18 protein-coding genes are annotated in these 20,097 nt (G+C 59.5%); 4 read left to right on the forward strand and 14 right to left on the reverse strand.

The genetic code is table 11. The annotated features are described in order from the left end of the window. Nucleotides 1–7 precede the first annotated feature (7 nt). From Y707_RS0106090 to Y707_RS23940, 3 genes are all read right to left on the reverse strand, one after another. Nucleotides 8–1,663 (reverse strand): peptide ABC transporter substrate-binding protein, encoded by a 1,656-nt coding sequence (locus tag Y707_RS0106090; RefSeq protein WP_026534411.1) that lies wholly within the window; start codon nt 1,661–1,663, stop codon nt 8–10. 464 nt (nt 1,664–2,127) lie between these two features. After that, a complete protein-coding gene (locus Y707_RS0106095; protein WP_026534412.1) occupies nt 2,128–2,925 on the reverse strand; it encodes an SDR family oxidoreductase in 798 nt (265 codons plus the stop codon). A gap of 68 nt (nt 2,926–2,993) precedes the next feature. Beyond that, a complete protein-coding gene (locus Y707_RS23940) occupies nt 2,994–4,391 on the reverse strand; it encodes an MFS transporter (RefSeq protein WP_081744662.1) in 1,398 nt (465 codons plus the stop codon). A 67-nt stretch (nt 4,392–4,458) separates the two neighbouring features. On the opposite strand from Y707_RS23940, the gene Y707_RS0106110 reads away from it, so the two are divergent. Together Y707_RS0106110 and Y707_RS0106115 are read left to right on the forward strand one after the other, a co-directional pair. After that, entirely contained in the window at nt 4,459–4,953 is a 495-nt protein-coding gene (locus tag Y707_RS0106110; protein WP_026534413.1) for an ArsR/SmtB family transcription factor, read from the forward strand. 12 nt (nt 4,954–4,965) lie between these two features. Further along, nucleotides 4,966–5,262, forward strand: coding sequence for a hypothetical protein (locus Y707_RS0106115; protein ID WP_026534414.1), 297 nt, complete (start codon nt 4,966–4,968; stop codon nt 5,260–5,262). On the opposite strand, the gene Y707_RS28830 is transcribed toward Y707_RS0106115, so the two are convergent. The 4 genes from Y707_RS28830 to Y707_RS0106135 all read right to left on the reverse strand — a co-directional run bounded on the left by Y707_RS28830 (nt 5,239) and on the right by Y707_RS0106135 (nt 11,129). Next, a complete protein-coding gene (locus Y707_RS28830) occupies nt 5,239–6,609 on the reverse strand; it encodes a PIG-L family deacetylase (RefSeq protein WP_051441704.1) in 1,371 nt (456 codons plus the stop codon). The genes Y707_RS0106115 and Y707_RS28830 overlap by 24 nt on opposite strands. 7 nt (nt 6,610–6,616) lie before the next feature. Beyond that, nucleotides 6,617–8,545, reverse strand: coding sequence for a translational GTPase TypA (gene typA, locus Y707_RS0106125; protein WP_026534415.1), 1,929 nt, complete (start codon nt 8,543–8,545; stop codon nt 6,617–6,619). 87 nt (nt 8,546–8,632) lie between these two features. Beyond that, entirely contained in the window at nt 8,633–9,175 is a 543-nt protein-coding gene (locus Y707_RS0106130; RefSeq protein ID WP_026534416.1) for a hypothetical protein, read from the reverse strand. A gap of 127 nt (nt 9,176–9,302) precedes the next feature. Beyond that, on the reverse strand, nt 9,303–11,129 hold the full coding sequence (locus Y707_RS0106135; RefSeq protein ID WP_026534417.1) for an ABC transporter ATP-binding protein: 1,827 nt from the start codon (nt 11,127–11,129) through the stop codon (nt 9,303–9,305). A gap of 77 nt (nt 11,130–11,206) precedes the next feature. Here Y707_RS0106135 and Y707_RS0106140 point away from each other — a divergent pair, with 77 nt between their 5' ends. Beyond that, entirely contained in the window at nt 11,207–11,836 is a 630-nt protein-coding gene (locus tag Y707_RS0106140; protein ID WP_026534418.1) for a PH domain-containing protein, read from the forward strand. Nucleotides 11,837–11,846: 10 nt separating this feature from the next. Here Y707_RS0106140 and Y707_RS0106145 read toward each other — a convergent pair whose 3' ends face one another. The 4 genes from Y707_RS0106145 to Y707_RS0106160 all read right to left on the reverse strand — a co-directional run bounded on the left by Y707_RS0106145 (nt 11,847) and on the right by Y707_RS0106160 (nt 17,240). Then, complete coding sequence (locus Y707_RS0106145) at nt 11,847–12,893, reverse strand: ABC transporter permease (protein WP_026534419.1); 1,047 nt, start codon at nt 12,891–12,893, stop codon at nt 11,847–11,849. Continuing rightward, nucleotides 12,890–14,431, reverse strand: a complete 1,542-nt coding sequence (locus tag Y707_RS0106150; protein WP_026534420.1) for an ABC transporter permease — start codon at nt 14,429–14,431, stop codon at nt 12,890–12,892. The genes Y707_RS0106145 and Y707_RS0106150 overlap by 4 nt, the downstream gene beginning before the upstream one ends. 227 nt (nt 14,432–14,658) lie before the next feature. Further along, nucleotides 14,659–16,443: an ABC transporter family substrate-binding protein gene (locus tag Y707_RS0106155; protein WP_026534421.1), complete on the reverse strand. Its 1,785-nt coding sequence runs from the start codon at nt 16,441–16,443 to the stop codon at nt 14,659–14,661. A gap of 221 nt (nt 16,444–16,664) precedes the next feature. Continuing rightward, the gene (locus tag Y707_RS0106160; protein WP_026534422.1) at nt 16,665–17,240 is read right to left on the reverse strand and encodes a mismatch-specific DNA-glycosylase; all 576 of its coding nucleotides are present in this window, start codon (nt 17,238–17,240) and stop codon (nt 16,665–16,667) included. A gap of 56 nt (nt 17,241–17,296) precedes the next feature. On the opposite strand from Y707_RS0106160, the gene Y707_RS0106165 reads away from it, so the two are divergent. Beyond that, complete coding sequence (locus Y707_RS0106165) at nt 17,297–17,881, forward strand: HhH-GPD-type base excision DNA repair protein (RefSeq protein WP_026534423.1); 585 nt, start codon at nt 17,297–17,299, stop codon at nt 17,879–17,881. A gap of 45 nt (nt 17,882–17,926) precedes the next feature. Here Y707_RS0106165 and Y707_RS0106170 read toward each other — a convergent pair whose 3' ends face one another. From Y707_RS0106170 to Y707_RS0106180, 3 genes are all read right to left on the reverse strand, one after another. Next, the gene (locus Y707_RS0106170) at nt 17,927–18,388 is read right to left on the reverse strand and encodes a YchJ family protein (RefSeq protein WP_253905076.1); all 462 of its coding nucleotides are present in this window, start codon (nt 18,386–18,388) and stop codon (nt 17,927–17,929) included. After that, on the reverse strand, nt 18,385–19,191 hold the full coding sequence (locus Y707_RS0106175; protein WP_026534425.1) for an alpha/beta fold hydrolase: 807 nt from the start codon (nt 19,189–19,191) through the stop codon (nt 18,385–18,387). Before Y707_RS0106175 ends, Y707_RS0106170 begins: the two co-directional genes overlap by 4 nt. A gap of 71 nt (nt 19,192–19,262) precedes the next feature. Then, on the reverse strand, nt 19,263–19,946 hold the full coding sequence (locus tag Y707_RS0106180; RefSeq protein WP_216699214.1) for a hypothetical protein: 684 nt from the start codon (nt 19,944–19,946) through the stop codon (nt 19,263–19,265). Nucleotides 19,947–20,097 lie beyond the last annotated feature (151 nt).

The raw sequence follows: 20,097 nt of genomic DNA on the forward strand, positions 1-20,097 counted from the left end.
AAGGAAATTACTTCTTGGTGATCTGGTAGTACGCGGGAACGTTCTTCCAGTCGAACTCCACGTTCTTCAGTTCAGGAACGCTGGCAGCAGCAACATTCTCGTACCATAGCGGGATGGCAGGCAGGTCTTCCAGCAGGATTTCCTCAGCCTCCTGGTACAACTCAATACCCTTCTCCGGTGAATCGGCGGCCGCGGCCTGAGCGACCTTCTTGTCGAACTCTTCGTTCTTATAGTCACCATCGTTGGATCCATTGCCATCCGCCGCATCCGAGGAATACAGCGCCACCAGATAATTACCGATGGATGGATAGTCGCCCTGCCAACCCGAACGGAATGGATACTGGATTTCACGCTCGGTGATCAGGCTCCGGAACTGTCCGAAGGTGGCAGTGGGAGCACCGATGGCTTCGATTTCGAGAGTGTTCGAAATCTGGTTGGTGACAGCGTCGACCCACTGCTTATGTGAGTCGTCACCGTTGTAACCGAGCTTGAACGTGCCGGTCCATTCATTGATCTTGTTGGCCTCTGCCCACAGCTTTTTGGCTTGTTCCGGGTTGTACTCCAGCACATCAGAGCCTTCGAGGCTGTCGCTGTAGCCATCAAGCGTGGGAGCGGTGAAGTCGGTGGCCGGCGTAACAGAGCCTTGGAAGATTGCTTCAGCAATCTGAGGCCGGTTTATCGACATAGACAGGGCGTGGCGGCGTAGTTGGCCCTCCTCGCCCCCGAAATGCTTCAACCGCTCCGGAATCGTGAAGCTCTGGAATACGGAACCAGGTTGGCTGTACGATTTGATGCTTTCGTTTTCTGTGTAAGTCTTCAGCGCCGAGGCGGGCACGGCGTCGATAAGATCAAGCGCACCGTCCTGCACGTCAGCGTAAGCGGCCTCATTGTCTGTATAGACCCGCAGCGTTAGACCGTCGTTCTTGACCGTGCGGTTTCCCTCGTAATCGGGATTTTTGACAAGCCGGATTTGCCGATTGTGCTCCCAGGCGCCTTCCCCATCCATCATGTACGGACCGTTGCCGATTGGATTCTCGCCAAAGGCATCCATGTCCTCGAATGCCACCTGCGGAAGTGGGGAATAGGCGGAGTATCCCAGTCGAAGCGGGAAATCCGACTCCGGCTGATTAAGGGTCACAGTGAAGTGATAGTCGTCAACGACTTTGAGCCCGGACATAGTTTTGGCCGTCGGCTCGGCACCCTCCTTGCTCGGGTTAACGTCTTCGTAACCCTCGATTGGTGCGAAAAAATTCGCCGAAAGCTGGGCATTGGTGGCCAGTGCACCGTAGTTCCAGGCGTCAACAAACGAATGTGCCGTGACCTTTTCGCCATTGGTGAAGGTCCAGCCCTTTTCCAAGGTGATGTCGTATGTTTGAGAATCTTCAGTCTCAATGGACTTGGCTACTTCATTCTGCATGGTGCCGTCGACGTCGTAACTGACGAGCCCGGCAAACAGCTGAGTGATGACGCGGCCGCCACCGACTTCATTCGTCGACGTGGGCACAAGCGGATTCTGCGGCTCAGTCGTATTGGCCGTAATAATGACGGCGCCGTCGCCGTCGGCTTGGGATTCAGCGTCGCCGCCGCAGCCGGTTAATGCAAGACCGGCAACGACAGCCAGGCCCACGCCTTTGAGCAACGCCCTTTGACGGATGCTCTTCATAAGTCCTCCTGATCGTATAGACCGTGATGGTGCCTTGTCAGGCTCCAGCCAGTGCATCGGTCTATGGTGTGTGTCGTGAATGGTGGCACTTTGTGATGCAGTACCGGCCCATCTCAATTGAGCGGATTCCGCCGGGCGAACATGTCTTGGCGGGCACGGTGGTTTACAAGTCTCTTTTGTATGACTTGAAACATTTGTTGCATCGGCCCCCGACGTTAGCCGAGTCACAACTGAAGGGCCAAAACGCGAATAACAACATTTTCGATCAGTCGAAGTCACATTTTCTCACCACAGGGAACTCGCTGAGAGCATCGTGTGGACCGTCTTTCCGGGCTGAATCAGAGCTGTGGAGAAGGCGCGACCTGGTTCCAGGGAGCGGGCGGTTTGAAACATTTGGCGGGAACGATCGTTTTCCGATCGTTACACTGGAGGGCTGTGCGTGCTGTCGGCGGCGCCTTCAGCGCTCAGCCTTGGCGCCAGTCGTCACCGGTAATGTGTGAGCCGCCTTGCGGGCCCATCTGCAACATTCCGCCGTCGACTGCCCATGACGCTCCGGTCACATAGCTGGATGCTTCCGAGGCCAGAAAAGCGATGACGGAGGCGATCTCGTGGGCGTCGCCGGGACGGCCCAGCGGTACGCCCGGGCGGTGCTTTTCGCGCGGGTCCTCATCCGTCTGGCCGGTCATCGGCGTCGCAATCTCCCCGGGAGCCACGGCATTGGCAGTGATGCCATACTGGCCCAGCTCGATCGCCATCGTCTTGATCAGTCCACCCAGCCCATGCTTTGCCGCGTCATACGCGCCGGCCCCCACGCGCGGCTGGTGCTCGTGCACGCTGGTGACGGCGATAATCCGCCCGCCATTACCGACGTCGACCATGTGCCGTGCCGCCCGTTGCAGGCAGACGAACGCGCCGTCGAGGTCGGTCAACACGGTCCGACGCCAGTCCTCATAGGATGTCTCGAGCACGAGGCTGTTGATCCCCGTACCGGCGTTGTTGACGAACACGTCCAGCCCGTCCAGCTGGCCGATGAGCTTGTCGACGACGTCGCCGCAGCCCGGCACGTCGGTCGCATCGAGGTGTTCGACGACGGCCCGGTGGCCATGCGAACGGACCTCCTCCGCCGTCTGTTCAGCGCCGGCCTCGTCCTCATGCCAGGTAATGCCGACGTCCATTCCGGCTTTGGCCAGTGCGACGGCGGTGGCGCGGCCTATGCCTGAGTCGGATCCGGTGACAATTGCGGTGCGTGGAGTGAAGGTCATGGCCCCATTCTGCGAGCTGCTGTTTCCAGGCGCAATAGCCCGGCCGCGGAAACAGGCCATCGACGCGATCATCGTCCCGTAGTGTCCGATGCCGATTCGGAGGAAGCCTGTTCCAGTTCGGACTCTGCCGGATCTGACGACGGCGGTTCGCAGTCCCCCGGATCTGACGACGACGGCCCGGACGACGGCGGTCCTGCTTCCCCTTCGTAAGTGTCCGGCAGGGTCTTCATACCCAGCAGGGGCGAGAAGAACACGGGCGCCGCGGCCAGGAAACCGCCGGCGACGCTGATCCACATGGTGGGAACAATGCCAATCGCCCCGCCGAGGTAGCCAGCCAGCAGCGCTCCAATCGGCATAATGCCCCAGACCAGGAACCGGATGGACGCGTTCATCCGCCCCAGCAAGCGTGGCGGACAGACGCGCTGACGCATGCTCACCTGCATGATGTTGTATGCCAGGACGCTGAAGGAGAACCCGAACTCGGCGGCGATCAAGATGGTCAGCGCCAGCCAGTCGCTGCCCGCAAGCGCGCTCAATGGGATCAGAACGCCGAAGGACGCACCAACCAGGGCGGCAAGCGGGATCACCGTCCCCTCTCCGATTCGCCGCGCGATCCACGGCGTCGCCACTGCCCCGAGCAGCCCGCCGGCGGAGCCGACCGACATGGCAATTCCCAACCCGGCAGCTCCAAGGTCCAGTTCCCGAAGCACCAGAATGGGCAGGAGCGTGAAGGTCAGGATCGAGAAGAAATTGGTGGCTGCCGTGCAGGCGACGTTCCTGTTGATCAACGGATGCTTCCAGACGAAGCTCAGCCCTTCAGCGATCTCCTTCGTTAGCGGCTTCCGGTCTTCGACGCGGTGCGGCTCTTCATGGTCCCGCGTCCGCCACAGGAAGATGGCCGACCAGAGGTAGCCGAAGGACTCAAACACGAACAGCAACGGCACGCTGATGATCTGCAACAGGCCGCCGCCAAGCGCCGGTCCGCCCATCCGGGCAAGCTGGGCGGTCGATTCCAGCTTGGAGTTTGCGTCCGGTACCTGCTCGCGCCGGACCAGGATAGGAACGATGCTTTGGTAGGAGACGTCGAAGAACACCGTGGCGATACCGACGACGCCGGCCACAATGTAGAGGTGCCAGATCGCCAGCACGTCGGCCCACCACAGCAGCGGAACGACGCTCATCGCCACCACCCGCAACAGGTCGGCTGTGATCATCACCCGGCGCTTGATCCAGCGGTCCACCCAAGCCCCAGCAGGCAACCCCACCAACAAGAACGCCGCCGTCGCACTCGCATTCAAGGCACCGACCTGGAACGCGGATGCCCCGAGCAGGCTCACGGCCAGCACCGGGAACGCCAGCTGGCCCAGTTGCGTGCCGAGCTGGCTGATTGTCTGTGCCGACCAGAAGTTGAGGAAGTTCCGGTCCCGCAGCAGCGAGGGCGGCACCTTCGCCGCATCGGTAGTCATGCGGGTTAGTCTCACCGACCGATTGGCTTCTGTCAATCACAACGCGCTGGTGACGTACAATTTCGGTATGCCTACCGATGAGGATCTTCTGGCCAAGGGCCGCGCGCTCAGTTCCCCCGTCCGGTTGAGAATCCTGAGGCTCTGCCTGCACCAATCGCGCACGAACAAGGAAATCGCCGAGAAGCTGGAACTGAATCCCGCAACTGCCCTGCACCATGTACGGACCCTGCTCGGTACCGGCTTCCTCGAGGCCGAGGAACAACGCAAAGGCAACCGAGGCGCCAAGGAAGTGCCGTACCGGGCCACCGGTCTTTCCTGGGGAACACCGGTCGAGAACGTTGCTCCAGTGCTGGTCGAAACATTCCTGCAGGAGATTGACGGACTGGCCCCCTCGGAAATCGAGGTCGCGCGGCTCGGCCTGAAACTGAACGACGGGCACCGCCGGGAAATGATGGACCGGATCCAGGCGCTGCTTCAGGAATACGCGCAAATGCCCGCCGACGCAGACGGTATTCCCACTTCGATCATGCTCGCGCACCACCGCGACCGGTCCACCGAATAAGGGGCCCGGTCCATGAACGACGTCCCTAAGGGCGGCGACGACGGCTGGACAGATGTTCCGCCCGACCCCTCCCCCAGGGTTATTCCGGGTACCGAGGGCGACACCAGCGGCGTCCGCTACCGCCTGGAACTTCAGGCACACCTCGCCGCCGGCTTGAGGAACGCCGCCCGGGCACGCAGGCAGGACTGCGGTGTTTCAATAGTTTCGATCACGGCGGCAAGGGGTCAGATCCGTTTCACCGACTCTGCCGGAAGTACGTGGGTGGAAACCTGGATCCAGGATGAGTCAGGATGGCGTCCGGAAGCCTGAGGCCTTCAATGAGCGGAGGCAGACAACCGCGGCCACGATGGTCGCCACTGCAATGCCAACAATCCAGACGATTCCAGCCACCGCGACAGGCAGCACCATTCCTTCGGCGAAGTCGGCAATGATGACCCTGGAGCCGGTGGCGACAAGGCCTACAAGGACGTAGGTGACGACGCCAGTCAAAACGCTCATCCAGACGTTCCTGGCCCAGAGTCCGGCGACGGTAGCAACGCAGCCGACCAAAACCAGAGCCGCCAAGGCGCCCCACGGTACCGCGAACCAGGGAAGATACAGGATCTGTCCGTGCAGAGCGGTTCCGAAAACAGTGGCGATCAGGGCCGCAAACAGCGAACCGCCGATGCCGGCAAGAGTCGACGGTTTATCGTTCAGGCCCCGTTTCGCCGGTTTCCCGTCCGCAGTCTGTGATTTCGACGACGGCACGTTCGTTGGTACCACGGACTGCCCATCCGCCGGTCCGGTTCCGCGCCGGATCAATGACCTGTCTTCGAGCAGGAAAACTTCTGCGGCCAGCAGCGGTTGCCAGATCCCGTTGGAGAGCGCGAACTGACCATCATCAATGGTGATCTGCGTCTGATGCGCACGCATGGCGGCCCGCTTGCGCTCAAGATCCCCGCTGATTGTCACCTGTGGGCGCCGGCCGGCCGGTGTCGCGCCTTCCCAATCGCTGTGGATTGAATAAACCCACGGGACGCTCCAGCGGTCCGCTGCGGCCGTCAACGCAGTATGCGTTAGTTCGTGGGCGCGGATGTGGTCGGGATGGCCGTAGCCGCCGTCATTGTCGTAGGCAATAACTGCGTGCGGTTGGAAAGTGCTGATCAACTGAGCTGCGTTGGGCGCGGCGGAATCCAGGTCGGCCGCAACGAAGGCGCCCGGATCGATGCTTTCTCCTGCTTCAGCCCGGCCGGATTCGCCCCAGACCATGCCCGAGTCGCGGTACCGCACCGGAGACCGGCCAGGTGCCAACGCATCGCCGTCGCCGAGGAACACTTGGCGCGATATACCGAGGGCCGCCACCGCCTCGGCCAGTTCCGCGGTGCGGAGTTCTGCGAGAGCCTCACCGTTATCGCTGCAGGCGGGATTACCCGCCTCGAGATGCCGGAGCTCTTCCGGAATGACCTCGCCCACTTCCCCGCGCGTGCAGGTCAAGAGGACGACGTCGGCCCCGGCAGCCGCGTAGCCCGCCATCGTCGCCCCGGTGGCGATCGATTCGTCGTCGGGATGGGCGTGGACGAACAGCATCCGCGGCCGTTCGCCCGGGAAATGCCGGGCGAACGAAGGCAGCAACCCGGTTTGTGCGTCGGTCTGGCCGGCTCCCGGGTGTCTGCTCATACGGTCATTATGCCTTGGCGCGGCCGCGTGCCACGCGCAGGCGCTCGTTGGCGTTGAGCGTGACCTTGCGGATACGGATCGACTCCGGTGTGACCTCGACGCACTCGTCCTCGCGGGCGAATTCGAGCGATTCCTCCAGCGTGAGTTTGCGCGGCGGGGTCAGATTCTCGAAGGAATCCGAGGAAGCGGCACGCATATTGGTGAGCTTCTTTTCCTTGGTGATGTTGATGTCCATATCATCCGCACGCGAGTTCTCGCCGACGATCTGGCCTTCGTAGACCTCGGAGGTCGGTTCGACGAAGAAGCTGCCGCGTTCCTGCAGGTTGATCATCGCAAATGGCGTGACCACACCTACCCGGTCGGCTACGAGCGAACCATTGGTGCGGAACTCGATCGGACCGGCCCACGGCTCGAATCCTTCGGAGTACGAGAAGGCGATACCAGCGCCGCGGGTGTCAGTCATGAACTGAGTACGGAACCCAATCAGGCCACGAGCGGGAACGATGAACTCCATCCGGACCCAGCCGGTGCCGTGATTGGCCATGCTGGTCATCCGGCCCTTGCGGGCGGCCAGCAGCTGAGTGATCGCGCCGAGGTACTCTTCGGGCGTGTCGATGGTCATGTGCTCCATCGGCTCGTGAACCTTGCCGTCGATGGTGCGGGTGACCACCTGCGGCTTGCCGACGGTCAGTTCGAAGCCTTCGCGCCGCATCTGCTCGACCAAGATGGCCAACGCCAGCTCGCCGCGGCCCTGCACCTCCCAGGCGTCGGGACGTTCGGTCGGCAGAACTTTCAATGAGACGTTGCCGACCAGTTCCTTATCCAGACGGTCCTTCACCTGGCGGGCAGTGACCTTTGCACCCTTGACCTTGCCGGCCAACGGCGAAGTGTTGATACCGATCGTCATCGAGATGGCCGGGTCGTCCACGGTGATCAGCGGCAGTGGCTGCGGGTTGTCGACGTCGGTCAGGGTCTCACCGATGGTGATGTCGGGGATTCCGGCGACTGCGACGATGTCGCCCGGTCCGGCCGATTCGGCGGGAACGCGGTCCAGCGCCTTGGTGGCCAGCAGCTCGGTGATACGGACGTTCTTGAGCTGGCCGTCCTGACGTGCCCAGGCGACGGTCTGGCCCTTCTTCAATGTGCCATTGCGGACGCGCAACAGAGCCAGCCGGCCGAGGAACGGTGAAGCGTCGAGGTTCGTCACATGGGCCTGCAACACGCCGTTGGGGTCGTAGCGGGGTGCCGGAATGTGGTCAATGATCGTCTTGAACAGCGGCTCGAGGTCTTTGTTCTCAGGAGCAGTTCCATCGGCGGGCTGCTCCAGGGATGCTGCGCCGACCTTGGCGGCGGCGTAAACGACGGGTACATCGAGGACGGAGTCCAGGTCCAGTTCCGGGTAGTCCTCGGAGAGGTCACTGGCCAGACCCAACAGCAGGTCCATGGACTCGCTGACGACTTCCTCAATGCGGGAGTCCGGGCGGTCGGTCTTGTTGACCACGAGAATGACAGGGAGCTTGGCGGCGAGCGCCTTGCGCAGCACGAAGCGGGTCTGCGGCAACGGGCCCTCGGACGCGTCGACCAGCAGTACAACGCCGTCGACCATGGACAATCCACGCTCGACCTCGCCACCAAAATCGGCGTGGCCGGGAGTGTCGATCACGTTTATCGTGACCGTCTCTTCATCGGAGGCAGGTCCCTTGTAACTGACGGTAGTGTTCTTCGCCAGAATGGTGATGCCTTTTTCACGTTCAAGGTCCCCGGAGTCCATCACGCGGTCCGCAACTTCCCCATGTTCAGCGAAGGAGTGCGTTTGCTTTAACATGGCATCGACCAGAGTGGTCTTACCGTGGTCAACGTGTGCAACGATGGCAACGTTGCGAAGATCGCTGCGCAGCGCCGTCATTGCGGAGTTGTCGACTGAAGTTTCAGACATGCGTAAAAGACTCAATTCAATGTGGTGGGGCGTGCCCAGTTTCCGGGCAGACATTCCATTTTAGCCGCCAGCAGGTCTATCACCTAACTAAGGTGACTGAATATCCTTGATGTATGCCTTCCAAAACGTCCGCCAGTGTTCGATCTGTTCTGTCGATTCAAGCCGCTCATGTTGGATGCCGAGCGCCGCTTTGCTCTCGGATTTTTGGTAAATATTCACGTTCACGCGCGATCCATCGGTCAGTCCGCACCGCCAGTAACGCCATTTCTCCGTGGAGTTCACTTCCGGTCCGCGGCTGATATCTATGGCCGAAAACGACTCCGCGCCGCCCACCCGTTCCTGCCACTTCTGCAGGGCCTCATCCATGGTGCCGTTTAAGGTCTTGCTGACGGAGACGCTGAATTCACCGTTGCAGTCCTGACCTGGAACCCGCCGGCCAGTCATCTGCTCATACGCCACTGTTACGGACTGCGCCCACCAGCCCGTCACAATGCCGTCGTCGTTCAGTTTCCGCGCAATTTCCTTGTGCGAAAGCTGGTCCGCTCCAATCGTGGCGAGGTAGTCCTCGATTTCGGTCCAATTCCGGCCGGTGCCGTTCTCCAACGCTTCAACATTCATCGTTCGGACCATGTTCGGGCTCCTTCGTCGTCAGTACACCCATTAAATCAGAACGCCTTGTCCGGACTGTTTGGTCCGGACAAGGCGTTCTGGCAACAAGCCGGCATTCGTTAAAGCCCCCGCGGTTCGTCTATCAGCGTTAGTCTCCCGCCGCGAGCAGCTGGGCACGCAGTTCGCGCCGCTCACGCTGTTTCTCCGGGTTCGGCAGCGGAACCGCCGCCAACAGGCGCTGCGTGTAGGGATCCTGCGGGTTGCGCAGGATCTGGTCGCGTGTTCCCTGTTCAACGATCCGGCCACGGCGCATGACGCAGATGCGGTCGGACATCAGGTCGACGACGGCAAGGTCGTGGGTGACGAACAGGCAGGCGAAGCCGAGTTCCTGCTGCAGGCCCTTCAACAAGTCGAGAACGGTCGCCTGCACCGAAACATCCAGGGCCGACGTCGGCTCATCCGCCACCAGCAGCTTCGGCTCCAGTGACAGCGCCCTCGCGATACCAACGCGCTGCTTCTGCCCGCCCGAGAGCTCATGTGGGTACCGGTTCCGGTAGGACCGCGGAAGCTCCACTTGGTCCAGCAGCGTCTCGATCTTCTTCTGCAGCTCAGCGCCCTTGGCCACCTTGGCCAGGTACATCGGTTCACCAATACTCTCCCCCAATGGAAGCCGCGGGTTCAGAGACGATGACGGGTCCTGGAAGACCATGCCCACGTTCCGGCGCAATGCGAACAGCTGCTTACGCTTGGCGTGGGAAATTTCCTGCCCGGTTACCTTGAGCGAGCCTTCCGCAACCGGCAGGAGCCCGACGGCGGCGCGGCCGATAGTCGTCTTGCCCGACCCGGACTCACCGACCAGTCCGAGCACTTCGCCCGGATAAATGGACAGGTTGGCGCCCTCCACAGCACGGAAGGCGGGAACCCGGCCCTGCTTCGGATACTCGATGGCAACATCTTTCAGTTCCAGTACCGGATCGCCCTGCCCCTGAGTGGTATGGGCCTGCCATTCCTCCAGTTGCTTCTGGTTCTCGCGTTCGCGGCGTTCCAGCTCCTCATGGTCGACGCCTTTCAGCTCCGCATGGGTAGCCGCGGCCAGTGCCGCCGTAACGTCGATTTCCCCGCCTTCGGCCGTTTGACCCAGGTGCGGAACCGCGGCCAGGAGCTGCTGCGTGTATTCGTGCTGGGGATTATGGAAGATCCTTTCAGCCGGCCCGGCCTCAACAATCCTGCCCTTGCGCATGACGGCAATCTTGTCCGAGAGGTCAGCCACCACTCCCATGTCGTGCGTAATCAGCACGATGGCGCTGTCCAGCTTGTTCCGCAGGTTTCGCATCAGGTCCAGAATTTCCGCCTGAACGGTGACATCCAATGCCGTAGTCGGCTCGTCCGCGATCAGCAGTTTCGGATCACATGACAATGATTGGGCGATCATGGCACGTTGGCGCTGACCGCCGGAGAGCTGGTGCGGATAGGACTTGAAGGCCTTTTCCGGATCAGGAAGTTCCACCAGCTCCAACATCTTCAACGCGCGTTCTTTGGCCTGGTCCGGTGAAATGGCGTTATGCAGTCGGAGTGTTTCCACAATCTGGAAGCCGACCGTGTAAACCGGATTCATCGCGGTCATCGGTTCCTGGAAAATCACGGCAACATCGCTGCCGCGGATCTGCCGGAGTTTACTTCCGCTGAGCCCCAGGATCTCCCTGCCGTTCAGCTTAACGCTGCCCGTTGTCCGGCTGTTGTCCGGCAGGAGACCCAACAGTGCCATGGAGCTGGCACTCTTGCCCGAGCCGGATTCGCCGACAATTGCCAGTACCTCACCGGCCCTGACGTTGTAATTCAGGTCAATGGCCGCAGGCACCCACTCTTTGTCAACGCCATAGTCGACACTCAGGTTCGTTACTTCCAGAACCGGAGTTCTGTCGTCGTCCCGGCCTGGTTCTTCTGAATCCGAAATTTCGATGATGCCATCGGTCATGATTTTTTTTCCTTCCGACCGGACATCCGGACCTTGTTGATTAGTGAACTGGTCCGGAATCCTGAAACTATCTGTGTATGGAGTCTTCGAAAAGTGCAAGTGACGCTATCGTGTTCAAACCACGCACCGCGAAGTGGTTCGCGGGCATCACCTGGGCACTGCTGGCCATAGGCATCGTCGCCGCCATTGTGGTCCACGGCATGGCCGGACTCCTGACTGCCTGGCCCTTGCTCGCCCTGGCGTACTTCGGTTGGTGGGTCTTCTGGTACCCCTCCGTGGAGATCGACGACGACGCCGTCACTGTCCATAACCTGATGCGCAGTATCACTGTGCCGTGGAGCGCCTTGATCAACGTGGACACAAAATTTGCCTTGACCCTCGTGACGACCCGCGGAAGCTACACCGCCTGGGCTGCCCCAGCACCGGGCGTCTGGGGAACCCACAGAGGCAAACCTGAACATGTCCGCGGACTGCCGCTGACCACTTATGGCGCCGCAGAGTCGATACGACCGGGAGATTTGAGGAACACCGACTCGGGCACCGCCGCGTTTTATGTTCGCAGCAGGTGGGCAATGCTCGCCGAAGCCGGGCGACTCGACGTCGATGCCACGGAAACGATCCCGGTGGTCAAGTCGATTCATTGGGTCCATATCGGCTGCGCGTCCCTGCTCATCGCCAGCTGCTTCCTGGCATTCGCATCCGTCTAAAGGCTGCACTTTAGGCTCCACCGCCACGGTGCGCGGCCAACGTATCGGTCGTATCCTTGGCCTTCTTGGCATTGAATTTCTTCTGGCGGGGATCGAACGCATCCCGCAGCCCATCCCCGATGAAGTTGATGGTCAAGCAGATCGCGACGATAAAAAGCCCGGGCCACCAGAACAACCACGGGCGCGTTGTAAACGCCTGCTGGTTGTCACTGATAAGGCTTCCGAGTGAGATATCCGGAGCCTGAACTCCCAGCCCGAGATAGGACAGTGCGGTCTCGAGCAGGATGGCCGAAGCCATGACGAGGGTCGTATTGACGATGATGACACCAACTGCGTTGGGCAGAATGTGCTTGAAGATGATCCGGTTGTCGGACGCACCGGCGATGCGGGCTGCGTCCACGAACTCCCGCTCCCGCAAGGTCAGGAATTCACCTCTGACAAGTCGGGCGAGACCTGTCCAGATAATCAGCCCAACGAACACGCCAAGGAGGATCACGCCGGCGCTTCCACCGAGGAATGCCCGCAGGATGCCTCCCTGAACTATTAGCTCATTGCCGACGCTTCCCAACACGGCCGCGAGGATAACCAGCGGAATAACGATAATAGTGTCGGTGAGGCGCATGAGGACAGCCTCGATCCAGCCACGGAAGTAGCCGGAAACTCCGCCGACGATGACGCCGAGGATTCCACCCAAAGCGCCGATGATGAACATGATGATCAACGACAGCTGCGCACCACGCATCGTCATGGCGAACATGTCGCGGCCAATCCGGTCCTGGCCAAAGGGATGGTCGCCGAAATTGAATGGAAGTTCCCAGGTAGGCTCCCCTCGTCCTTGCAGGGGTGGCGTCTCAACGTAGCTGTAGTGCCACCAGCCGGGTATTCCGGCATAGCCAATGGATGTGAATGCCAGAATGACGATGCCCGCGAAAGCGATCATGCTGATGACGGCGGCGGTATGTCCGAAGAAGCGCTTTCGGACCAGCTGGCCCTGGCTTAGGCCTTGGGCTCCGGGATCCGATGTTCCGGGATTTGTATTCTCTGTTGACGTGCTCATGCTTTCACCCTTACTCGTGGATCCAACACGGAATAGACGAGGTCAGCCACCAGGTTGAAGACCAGTGCCAAGATTCCGGTGATCAGGAAGACACCCATTACGGGGTTGGGGTCGCTCGCCAGCAAGGCCTGGATAAACAGCTGGCCCATACCGCTGAAGGCGAAGACGGCCTCGGTGATAATTGCTCCACCAATGAGTGCCCCAATGTCAAAGGCAACCAGAGTCGCCAATGGAATCAATGCGTTTCGGAAGGCGTGGCGCATGACGACGGTGCGTTCGGTCAGACCCTTTGCCCTGGCTGTCCGGATGTAATCCTGATTCATGATTTCCAGCATGGAAGCCCTGGAATACCGGCTATAGCTCGCCAGCGAAATCAGCATGAGGGCAATTGTTGGCAACAGCAGGTGGGTGTAGGTATCCAACCCCGAGATCCAGAAGTTGCCTTCCAGATTAGGCGTGGAGGAGCCGATGGTGGCAATCGGACGCCCCCTGATGCGGCTGTTGTTGAAATACTCCGGCCAAGCCTGCATGAACCGGTCGAGAAGTATGACAAAACCCATCAGGAAGGCTGTCAGACCGGCGGCATTCATGCTCTGCCGGCGGTCGTAGCCCCCCATGAGGAACCCGACGACGGCGCCAACGAGCACGGCAGCAATGGCCAGCAGGAATATCATCAACGGCGTTGCCAGATCCAGCAGCGGTTGAATGGCGAAATACGCCACCAGTCCGAGTCCGACTGTGATCAAAGCTGCGTACAGCGCCTTGCGGTTCCTCAGGCCCGACGTCAACATCGTGACGCCATAAGCAATGGCTACACCGATAAGAGCGATACCCACGGCACCGAATCCGGGTATCAGGAACCAACCTGTCGCATCCAAGAACCAGATTAGACCGGCGGCGATAACAAATCCGATGCCAGCTCCAATAAACTTCCGCTTCACATTTCCATTGGCGATGAGATAGCACGCGAAAGCGCCGATTAGACCAATAATTATGACCGATGAAAGGGTGATATTCGGTTCATTCAGGAAGTTATTAAAGCCGATTGCGCCGTATTCCTTCAGCAACACGGCGACCCAGAAAATCGGCAAGGAGAAAAACAGAAACGCCATAAAGGTAACGCCGTAGTCAAGACCGCTGTACTGCCGAAGTGCGGTGATAATGCCAAGAGCAATACCGATGAGGACCGCAAGAACCGTTGCTGCGGTTACCAGCAGGATGGTTTGGCCCATTGCCCGCACCAGGAGGGTTGTAACTTCAATACCCTCGACGCTCTGGCCCAGGTCACAGGTGGCGGCGAACGGCACGAGGCACCCCGCCGCTCCACCGAGCCACTCAAAGTAGCGAAGGGGGGCCGGGACGTTAAGGTTCAGCAGCTGGATGCGCTGCTGTATGAGTTGTTCCTTGTTAGGAAGGTTGCTCTGTCGGAATTGCGCCAAAGGATCGCCTGACGCCGCTGTCAGAAGATACACAATGAACGATGCTGCCAACAGGATGAGTACGGCGGTTACTAAGCGCCGGACAATGTAGGTCACCATAGTGTTAAAAACCTCAATGTTAAGGTTCCGGGATATCACCCGGCGTTGTCGCAAAAAGTGTAATGCACCTAACGTTCAGTGGAAATTTGGGATCTCCCAATCACTGAATTCATGCAAAGAAATAGAATTAGTATCCGGACACTAGAAAGCGCTGGGACCACGTACCGCGGTCCCAGCGCCTCCAACTGACCAGGACTAGAACGTCACAGGATTTGCCTTACTGCGGATTACTCCGCGATGGACCACTCCCAGAAATTCCAGAACACACCGGTCTGGTTCGACATGTACTTGAAGCCTTCGACCCGCTCGTCGGCCGCCTGGATTCCAGGGCCTTGGAAGAGCGGAAGGCCATAGCCGGTTTCGAAGAGTTTCGTATCAACGATGATCTGCAGCTCCTGCTGGCGCTGAGGATCCAGTGTCAATATGAGCTCGTCCATGGCCTTCTGTGCTTCCTCATTGCAGAAGCCGCTGAAGTTGGAAGCTGAGTCACAACCATAAAGCTGCGGAACTCCGCTGACGCCTACCCCTTCGCTGATCCAGCCGAAGATGGTGGCGTCATAGGTTCCGTTACCAAGGGCAGCGCCCCACTCTGCGTTCGGGAGACCTCCGTCGACTACCTTGAATCCGGCCTGTTCGGCACTTTCAGCGATCAAGGTGTAGGCATCAACACGGTTAGGGTTGTCAGCGTTGTACATGATGCGCACCTCGGGGGTTGCACCGTCCAGCAGTTCCTTGGCCTTCTCAATGTCGACCTTCTGCCAGTCCTCTGAACCATTGACAGGGACGGCAGCTTCATAGCCATCGGTTCCTATGTCAAAGATGTGCGAGTCACGCGGTACAGCGTCGGGATTGATCTGCTTCACGGTTGAATTAACGATCGCATCACGCGGGATCGTGTTCATGAATGCCTTGCGTACGTCGACATCCTTGAATACCCCTGAGTAGTTCAGATCGAGGTGGTCGAAGGAGAGCTGGTTACCAGTCAATAGCTGGATGCCGTTTATTCCCTCAAGCGACTCCAGCGTATCCGCAGCGGGTTGCGGTGCAATGATGTCGACTTCTCCGTTTTGCAAGGCCTGCACCTGTGCAGGCGCCTCCGGAATGTAACGGACCGTGATTTCGTCCAACTTCGGCTCAGGGCCCCAGTTGTATTCCTCATTTCGGACCAGCGTCATCGACTGATCGGCCACCATACTGTCAGTGACAAAGGGGCCGCTGGAGAGATACAGGCCGGGATTAGAAGGTAGTGACGTGGTGTCGAAAGCTGTATTCCAGTAATCGGCGACCTTTTTTAGCTCCGGCCGCTCCTGTGGATTTTCAGGATCGCCTTCGGGTGAACTCATGATGAGGTCCGTCAGCGCCTGCTCATCAGCGAGACCAGCGCCTTCGGCTACAACATGGGCCGGGAGTCCGACGTCGTAAGCAATCTCCCAGTCAGCGTATGGCTCGGAGTAAGTCATGGTGATGGAACGACCATCGTCGCTGATTTCCGGCACATCCGTCAGCCCTAGTCCGGTAGTCGTGCCGGCATAGGCGAAGTAAGTGTTGCCCGACGTAACTTCACCAGCGTCGTCCGTGGTGGCATCATCAAAATGTCCGGACTGGACAGCCCAGGCGAGCATTAGGTCGCCGGCGTCAATGGCATTCCCATCGGACCATTTGACCCCTTCATTAATCGTGTACTTGACGGTCAAAGGATCGTCAGAAACCTTTTCGTAGCTGCCAAATCCTTCTCGCGGCACCACTTTCAGGTCATTAGTGATGTAGTTGAAGCTACCGTGCGTCATATACCAGATTTTGCCGTTGATATCGACGTTACCTGTGGCGCTGTTGGCATTGAACGATGAAAAGCCGTTAACCTCGGCGACAGTTACTGCGCCGCCCCCTGATGCCTGGGTCGAGCCACCAGTGCCGTCACCTTCGCCGCCACCGTCGGTGCTGGCGCAGGCGCTCAGTGCGAGTGCCGCGATAGCCGCTGCCCCCACTGCTTTGGAAGTACGTCCGAAACGCATTCCGCCTCCTATTTATTGGTGTGGATGTAGCCCAACGCTATTCCGCGCTGGACCGACAGCCCCTACCGTACGGCAAGTGGCCTGTCTCACATTCAACGAGCCTAAACCAAAATCGTCGTCCGCAGGTTTGTAATGCTCACTCCCCGCGTGGTTGTTATCGAGATGCAACCTAAGATGCCTGTCAGGCACCGTGTCCGTTATCGGATTCCGCTCGAAATTGCTCAGGAATCGGCTGTCAGTATCGCCGCTGCCTCGGCTATAGAGCGGTAAGCGCAAGCCAGGTCATCGAGGCTTGAATGGGCGTTCAGTCCGCTCGGGTTAGGCGCCACATGGAGTTCCACGCCCTTCCAGGGACTCTTCTGTCGCCCCTGTGATGCCCTCGGCTGTTCGAAGGCAACCCGGAAGGCGGTGATACCCAATACTGCCACCACCGGAGGCCGGCGATTCTCGACCAGCGCATGAAGCCGGGCGGCGCCATTGCGGAGCTCGTCTTTGGTCAATTCATCGGCGCGGGCTGTGGCACGGGGGCAGATATTGCTGATGCCAATCCCCTGGTCCACCAGCTGTGCGATGTCCGCGCGGGTGTAGCCGGCAGAGGGATTGATTTGGAAGTCAGTGATGCCCGCCCGGTACAAGGCGGAGTAGAACCGGTTGCCTGGCCGGGCGAAGTGCGCTCCCGTTGCTGCTGTCCACAATCCTGGATTAATACCGATGAACAGCAGGCGCAGGTCTTCGGGCAGGAGATCCGGCACCTCCTGGTCTCGGAACGACTCAAGTTCAGTGCGGCTGAAGCCCATAGTGTGATCGTATCCAGATATCGACCCATCCGTGCGGTTCTGAGACGATAAGACACATGCCACATATACTTCATCTCGCCGGTGACGAAGACGCCGACCGGCTGCTTGCTGACAATCCTTTCGCGTTGCTCGTCGGAATGTTGCTGGATCAGCAGATTCCCATGGAGGTTGCCTTCTCGGGACCGGTCAAGATAAAGGAGCGGCTCGGCGATGTCGATCCTGGACAGATCGCGGCAATGGACACAGATGAGCTGGTCGCAGTCTTCGCGGAGAAACCTGCCGTCCACCGTTTTCCGTCGTCGATGGCCAAGCGTGTCCAGAAACTGGCCGAGAGCATTGCCGCTGACTACGACGGCGATACGACAAAGCTGTGGACCGAGGGCGACCCCGACGGCAAGCAAATATTTACCAGGCTCAAGGCGCTGCCCGGCTTCGGTGACCAGAAGGCGAAGATATTCCTTGCCCTGCTCGGTAAGCAGTTTGATCTTGATGCAGCCGGCTGGCGGGAAGCAGCCGGGACTTACGGGAACGACGACGTGCACATGTCGATTGCCGATGTCACCGATGAGGACAGTTTGCTGAAAGTCCGAACCTACAAGAAGGAGCAGAAGGCCAAGGCGAAAGCGGCCACGAGCGGCTAATCGCCGTCACTACATCCGGCAAGAGCCACAGCCGACCAGCAGCTCTCAGCCTTCGGCGTCGAGATACATCCAACGGCCGGCCCGACGGGTAAAGCGCGACCGCTCCCGCGATTGCCCCGCTTCCCCGTCCTGCATCTCATACCGGGCGACGAACTCAACCACGCCGTCGACGTCGTCGATCCCTCCAGCGACAACATCGATGATCTCCAGGCCCGTCCAGCGCATCGTAACGTCTGCGCCAGCCTCAGCCGGGCGGGTGCGCGGATGCCAGGTCCTGAAGAGATGATCGTCGTCGCCGACGGCGAAAGCGACGTACCGCGAGCGCATCAGGTCCTCGGCGGTTTCAGCAGGTGAACCTTCGAGGATCGGTCCGCAACAGGCACCGAACCGGTCCCGGCCGCATGGGCACGGGTCGAACGACGACGGCCGCCGCGGCACTCCCCCGGCAGCGGCAAAGGCACCGCCGGCCACGGCTCTGAAGTAGGAATGGCCTTCATGCGCCGTCAACTGTCCCCCGCTCTGAGGAAGTTTCGCAGCACGGACACGAACACCTCCGGCTGTTCTGAATGAACCCAATGGCCGGCATCCTTGATGGTGACCTGCGCAGTGCGGGGAAACAACTCACGCATGACCGGCGCATGCTCGGGCTTGATATATGGAGACTTTTGCCCGGCCAACCAAAGCACCGGATGTTCGAACCGGTCGGCGCTGAGCGTGGGAAAACCACCGATGGCGGGAAGCTCATCGCGGAGCAGTTCGAGGTTGGCCTGCCAGCGGAAGCCGTCGTCGCTGCTCCGGAGGTTCTGCAGCAGAAACCCGCGTACCGTTCGCTGTGGGATGGCTTCGGCAAGTGCTTCGTCCGCGTCTTTACGCCGCGATAGGTTCTCGAGCCGGAGCGATGCCAGGCTGTTCAGCAGGTGTTCGAACTCTCCCATCGATCCGCCTGATACCGGCGAGATATCTACGACGACCAAACGCTCGACCAGGTCCGGATGCCGCAGGGCCAGCACCATGGCAACTTTGCCGCCCATGGAGTGCCCCACAAGATGCACCGGTTCCTGCGCAGCAATTCCGCTACGCAACTTCTTAGCGATCAGATCGGCCAGTTCAATGTAGTCGAAGCTGTCGGTCCAATCAGATTTCCCGTGGTTCGGAAGATCGACCAGCAGGGAGCGGAAATCGGGCTGCAACGCTTTAGCGATCTGGGTAAAGTTCTTCCCTTGTCCGAAGAGTCCATGCAGGAATGCCACCGGGGAACCCGACTCGCCTACTTCAGTAGTGTTGATCGAGAAAGAGCGCGCGTCAGCCACTCTCCCAGCCTACACACGAGGACCAGCACTTCAGCCATGTCCAACATTGTTGACGTGAATTCATCGTTACCTCAGTGGCGGAACTCGAACTCAACGTCAATGGTTGAATCAACGCTCATGATGATGCTCTTGTAGAAGGTCGTTGCTTGATCTCTCAAAATCGCTTCATTGGAGTCAACGTACTGATCTTTCGCGTCATCATTGAGAATGTCGTTGATCATTTCGACAGCGTCAATTTTTGGAGTCATCCAGCTCAGGGCACCATTGCTCTCGGTGACTAATTTGAAGCTTTCGTCGTCGTGCCCGATGAAAATAAAATCTGGGATGGAAACAAGATACTCGTCTTCTCCGATCTGCTCGATTTGCACATCTTTGCCGTCGATACCCAGCTTGGCATTGAAGGCATATTGGATGAATGATGCTCTCCCGCTTCCTGGAACCTCCACTCCAAGGAAGCGCTTCGCTGACTGGTTTTCTTCTTGTATGCCCTGAATACCCAAACTCAGGAGTACGACCTGTTCCTGACGGGTTATCGAGTTGATGACTTGTGTATTGCGGGTCTCGGGCTGTGCACCAAAGCCAAAGATACTGAACCCGGCGGGCATCGGCGCCACTGCGCCAACCCCAATAAGGCAGACCACGAGCAGAATCGGCCACAAGGGCACTTTTTTTGAGAAGAACGGCATGATCGAGGTTTCCCCACTACTCTCGTCGGATTTGTCCGTTGCACTGGAGCAACGGTGGTTGGTCCCCATTAGCGATTTAGCGTCGCTGACGCGCCGTGGTGGTAGAAAGTCTGTTTTCGGGTCGCCCCGAGCTCTGGTCCGGAGACGGTTTTGGGCGGATTATGGAGGTGTCTGTCACGGTCGACGCCGGTACTTCTGTGGTGCTGCAGGTGAGCCTGTC

The organism is Arthrobacter sp. H14 (assembly GCF_000520495.1).
Lineage (GTDB): Bacteria > Actinomycetota > Actinomycetes > Actinomycetales > Micrococcaceae > Arthrobacter_C.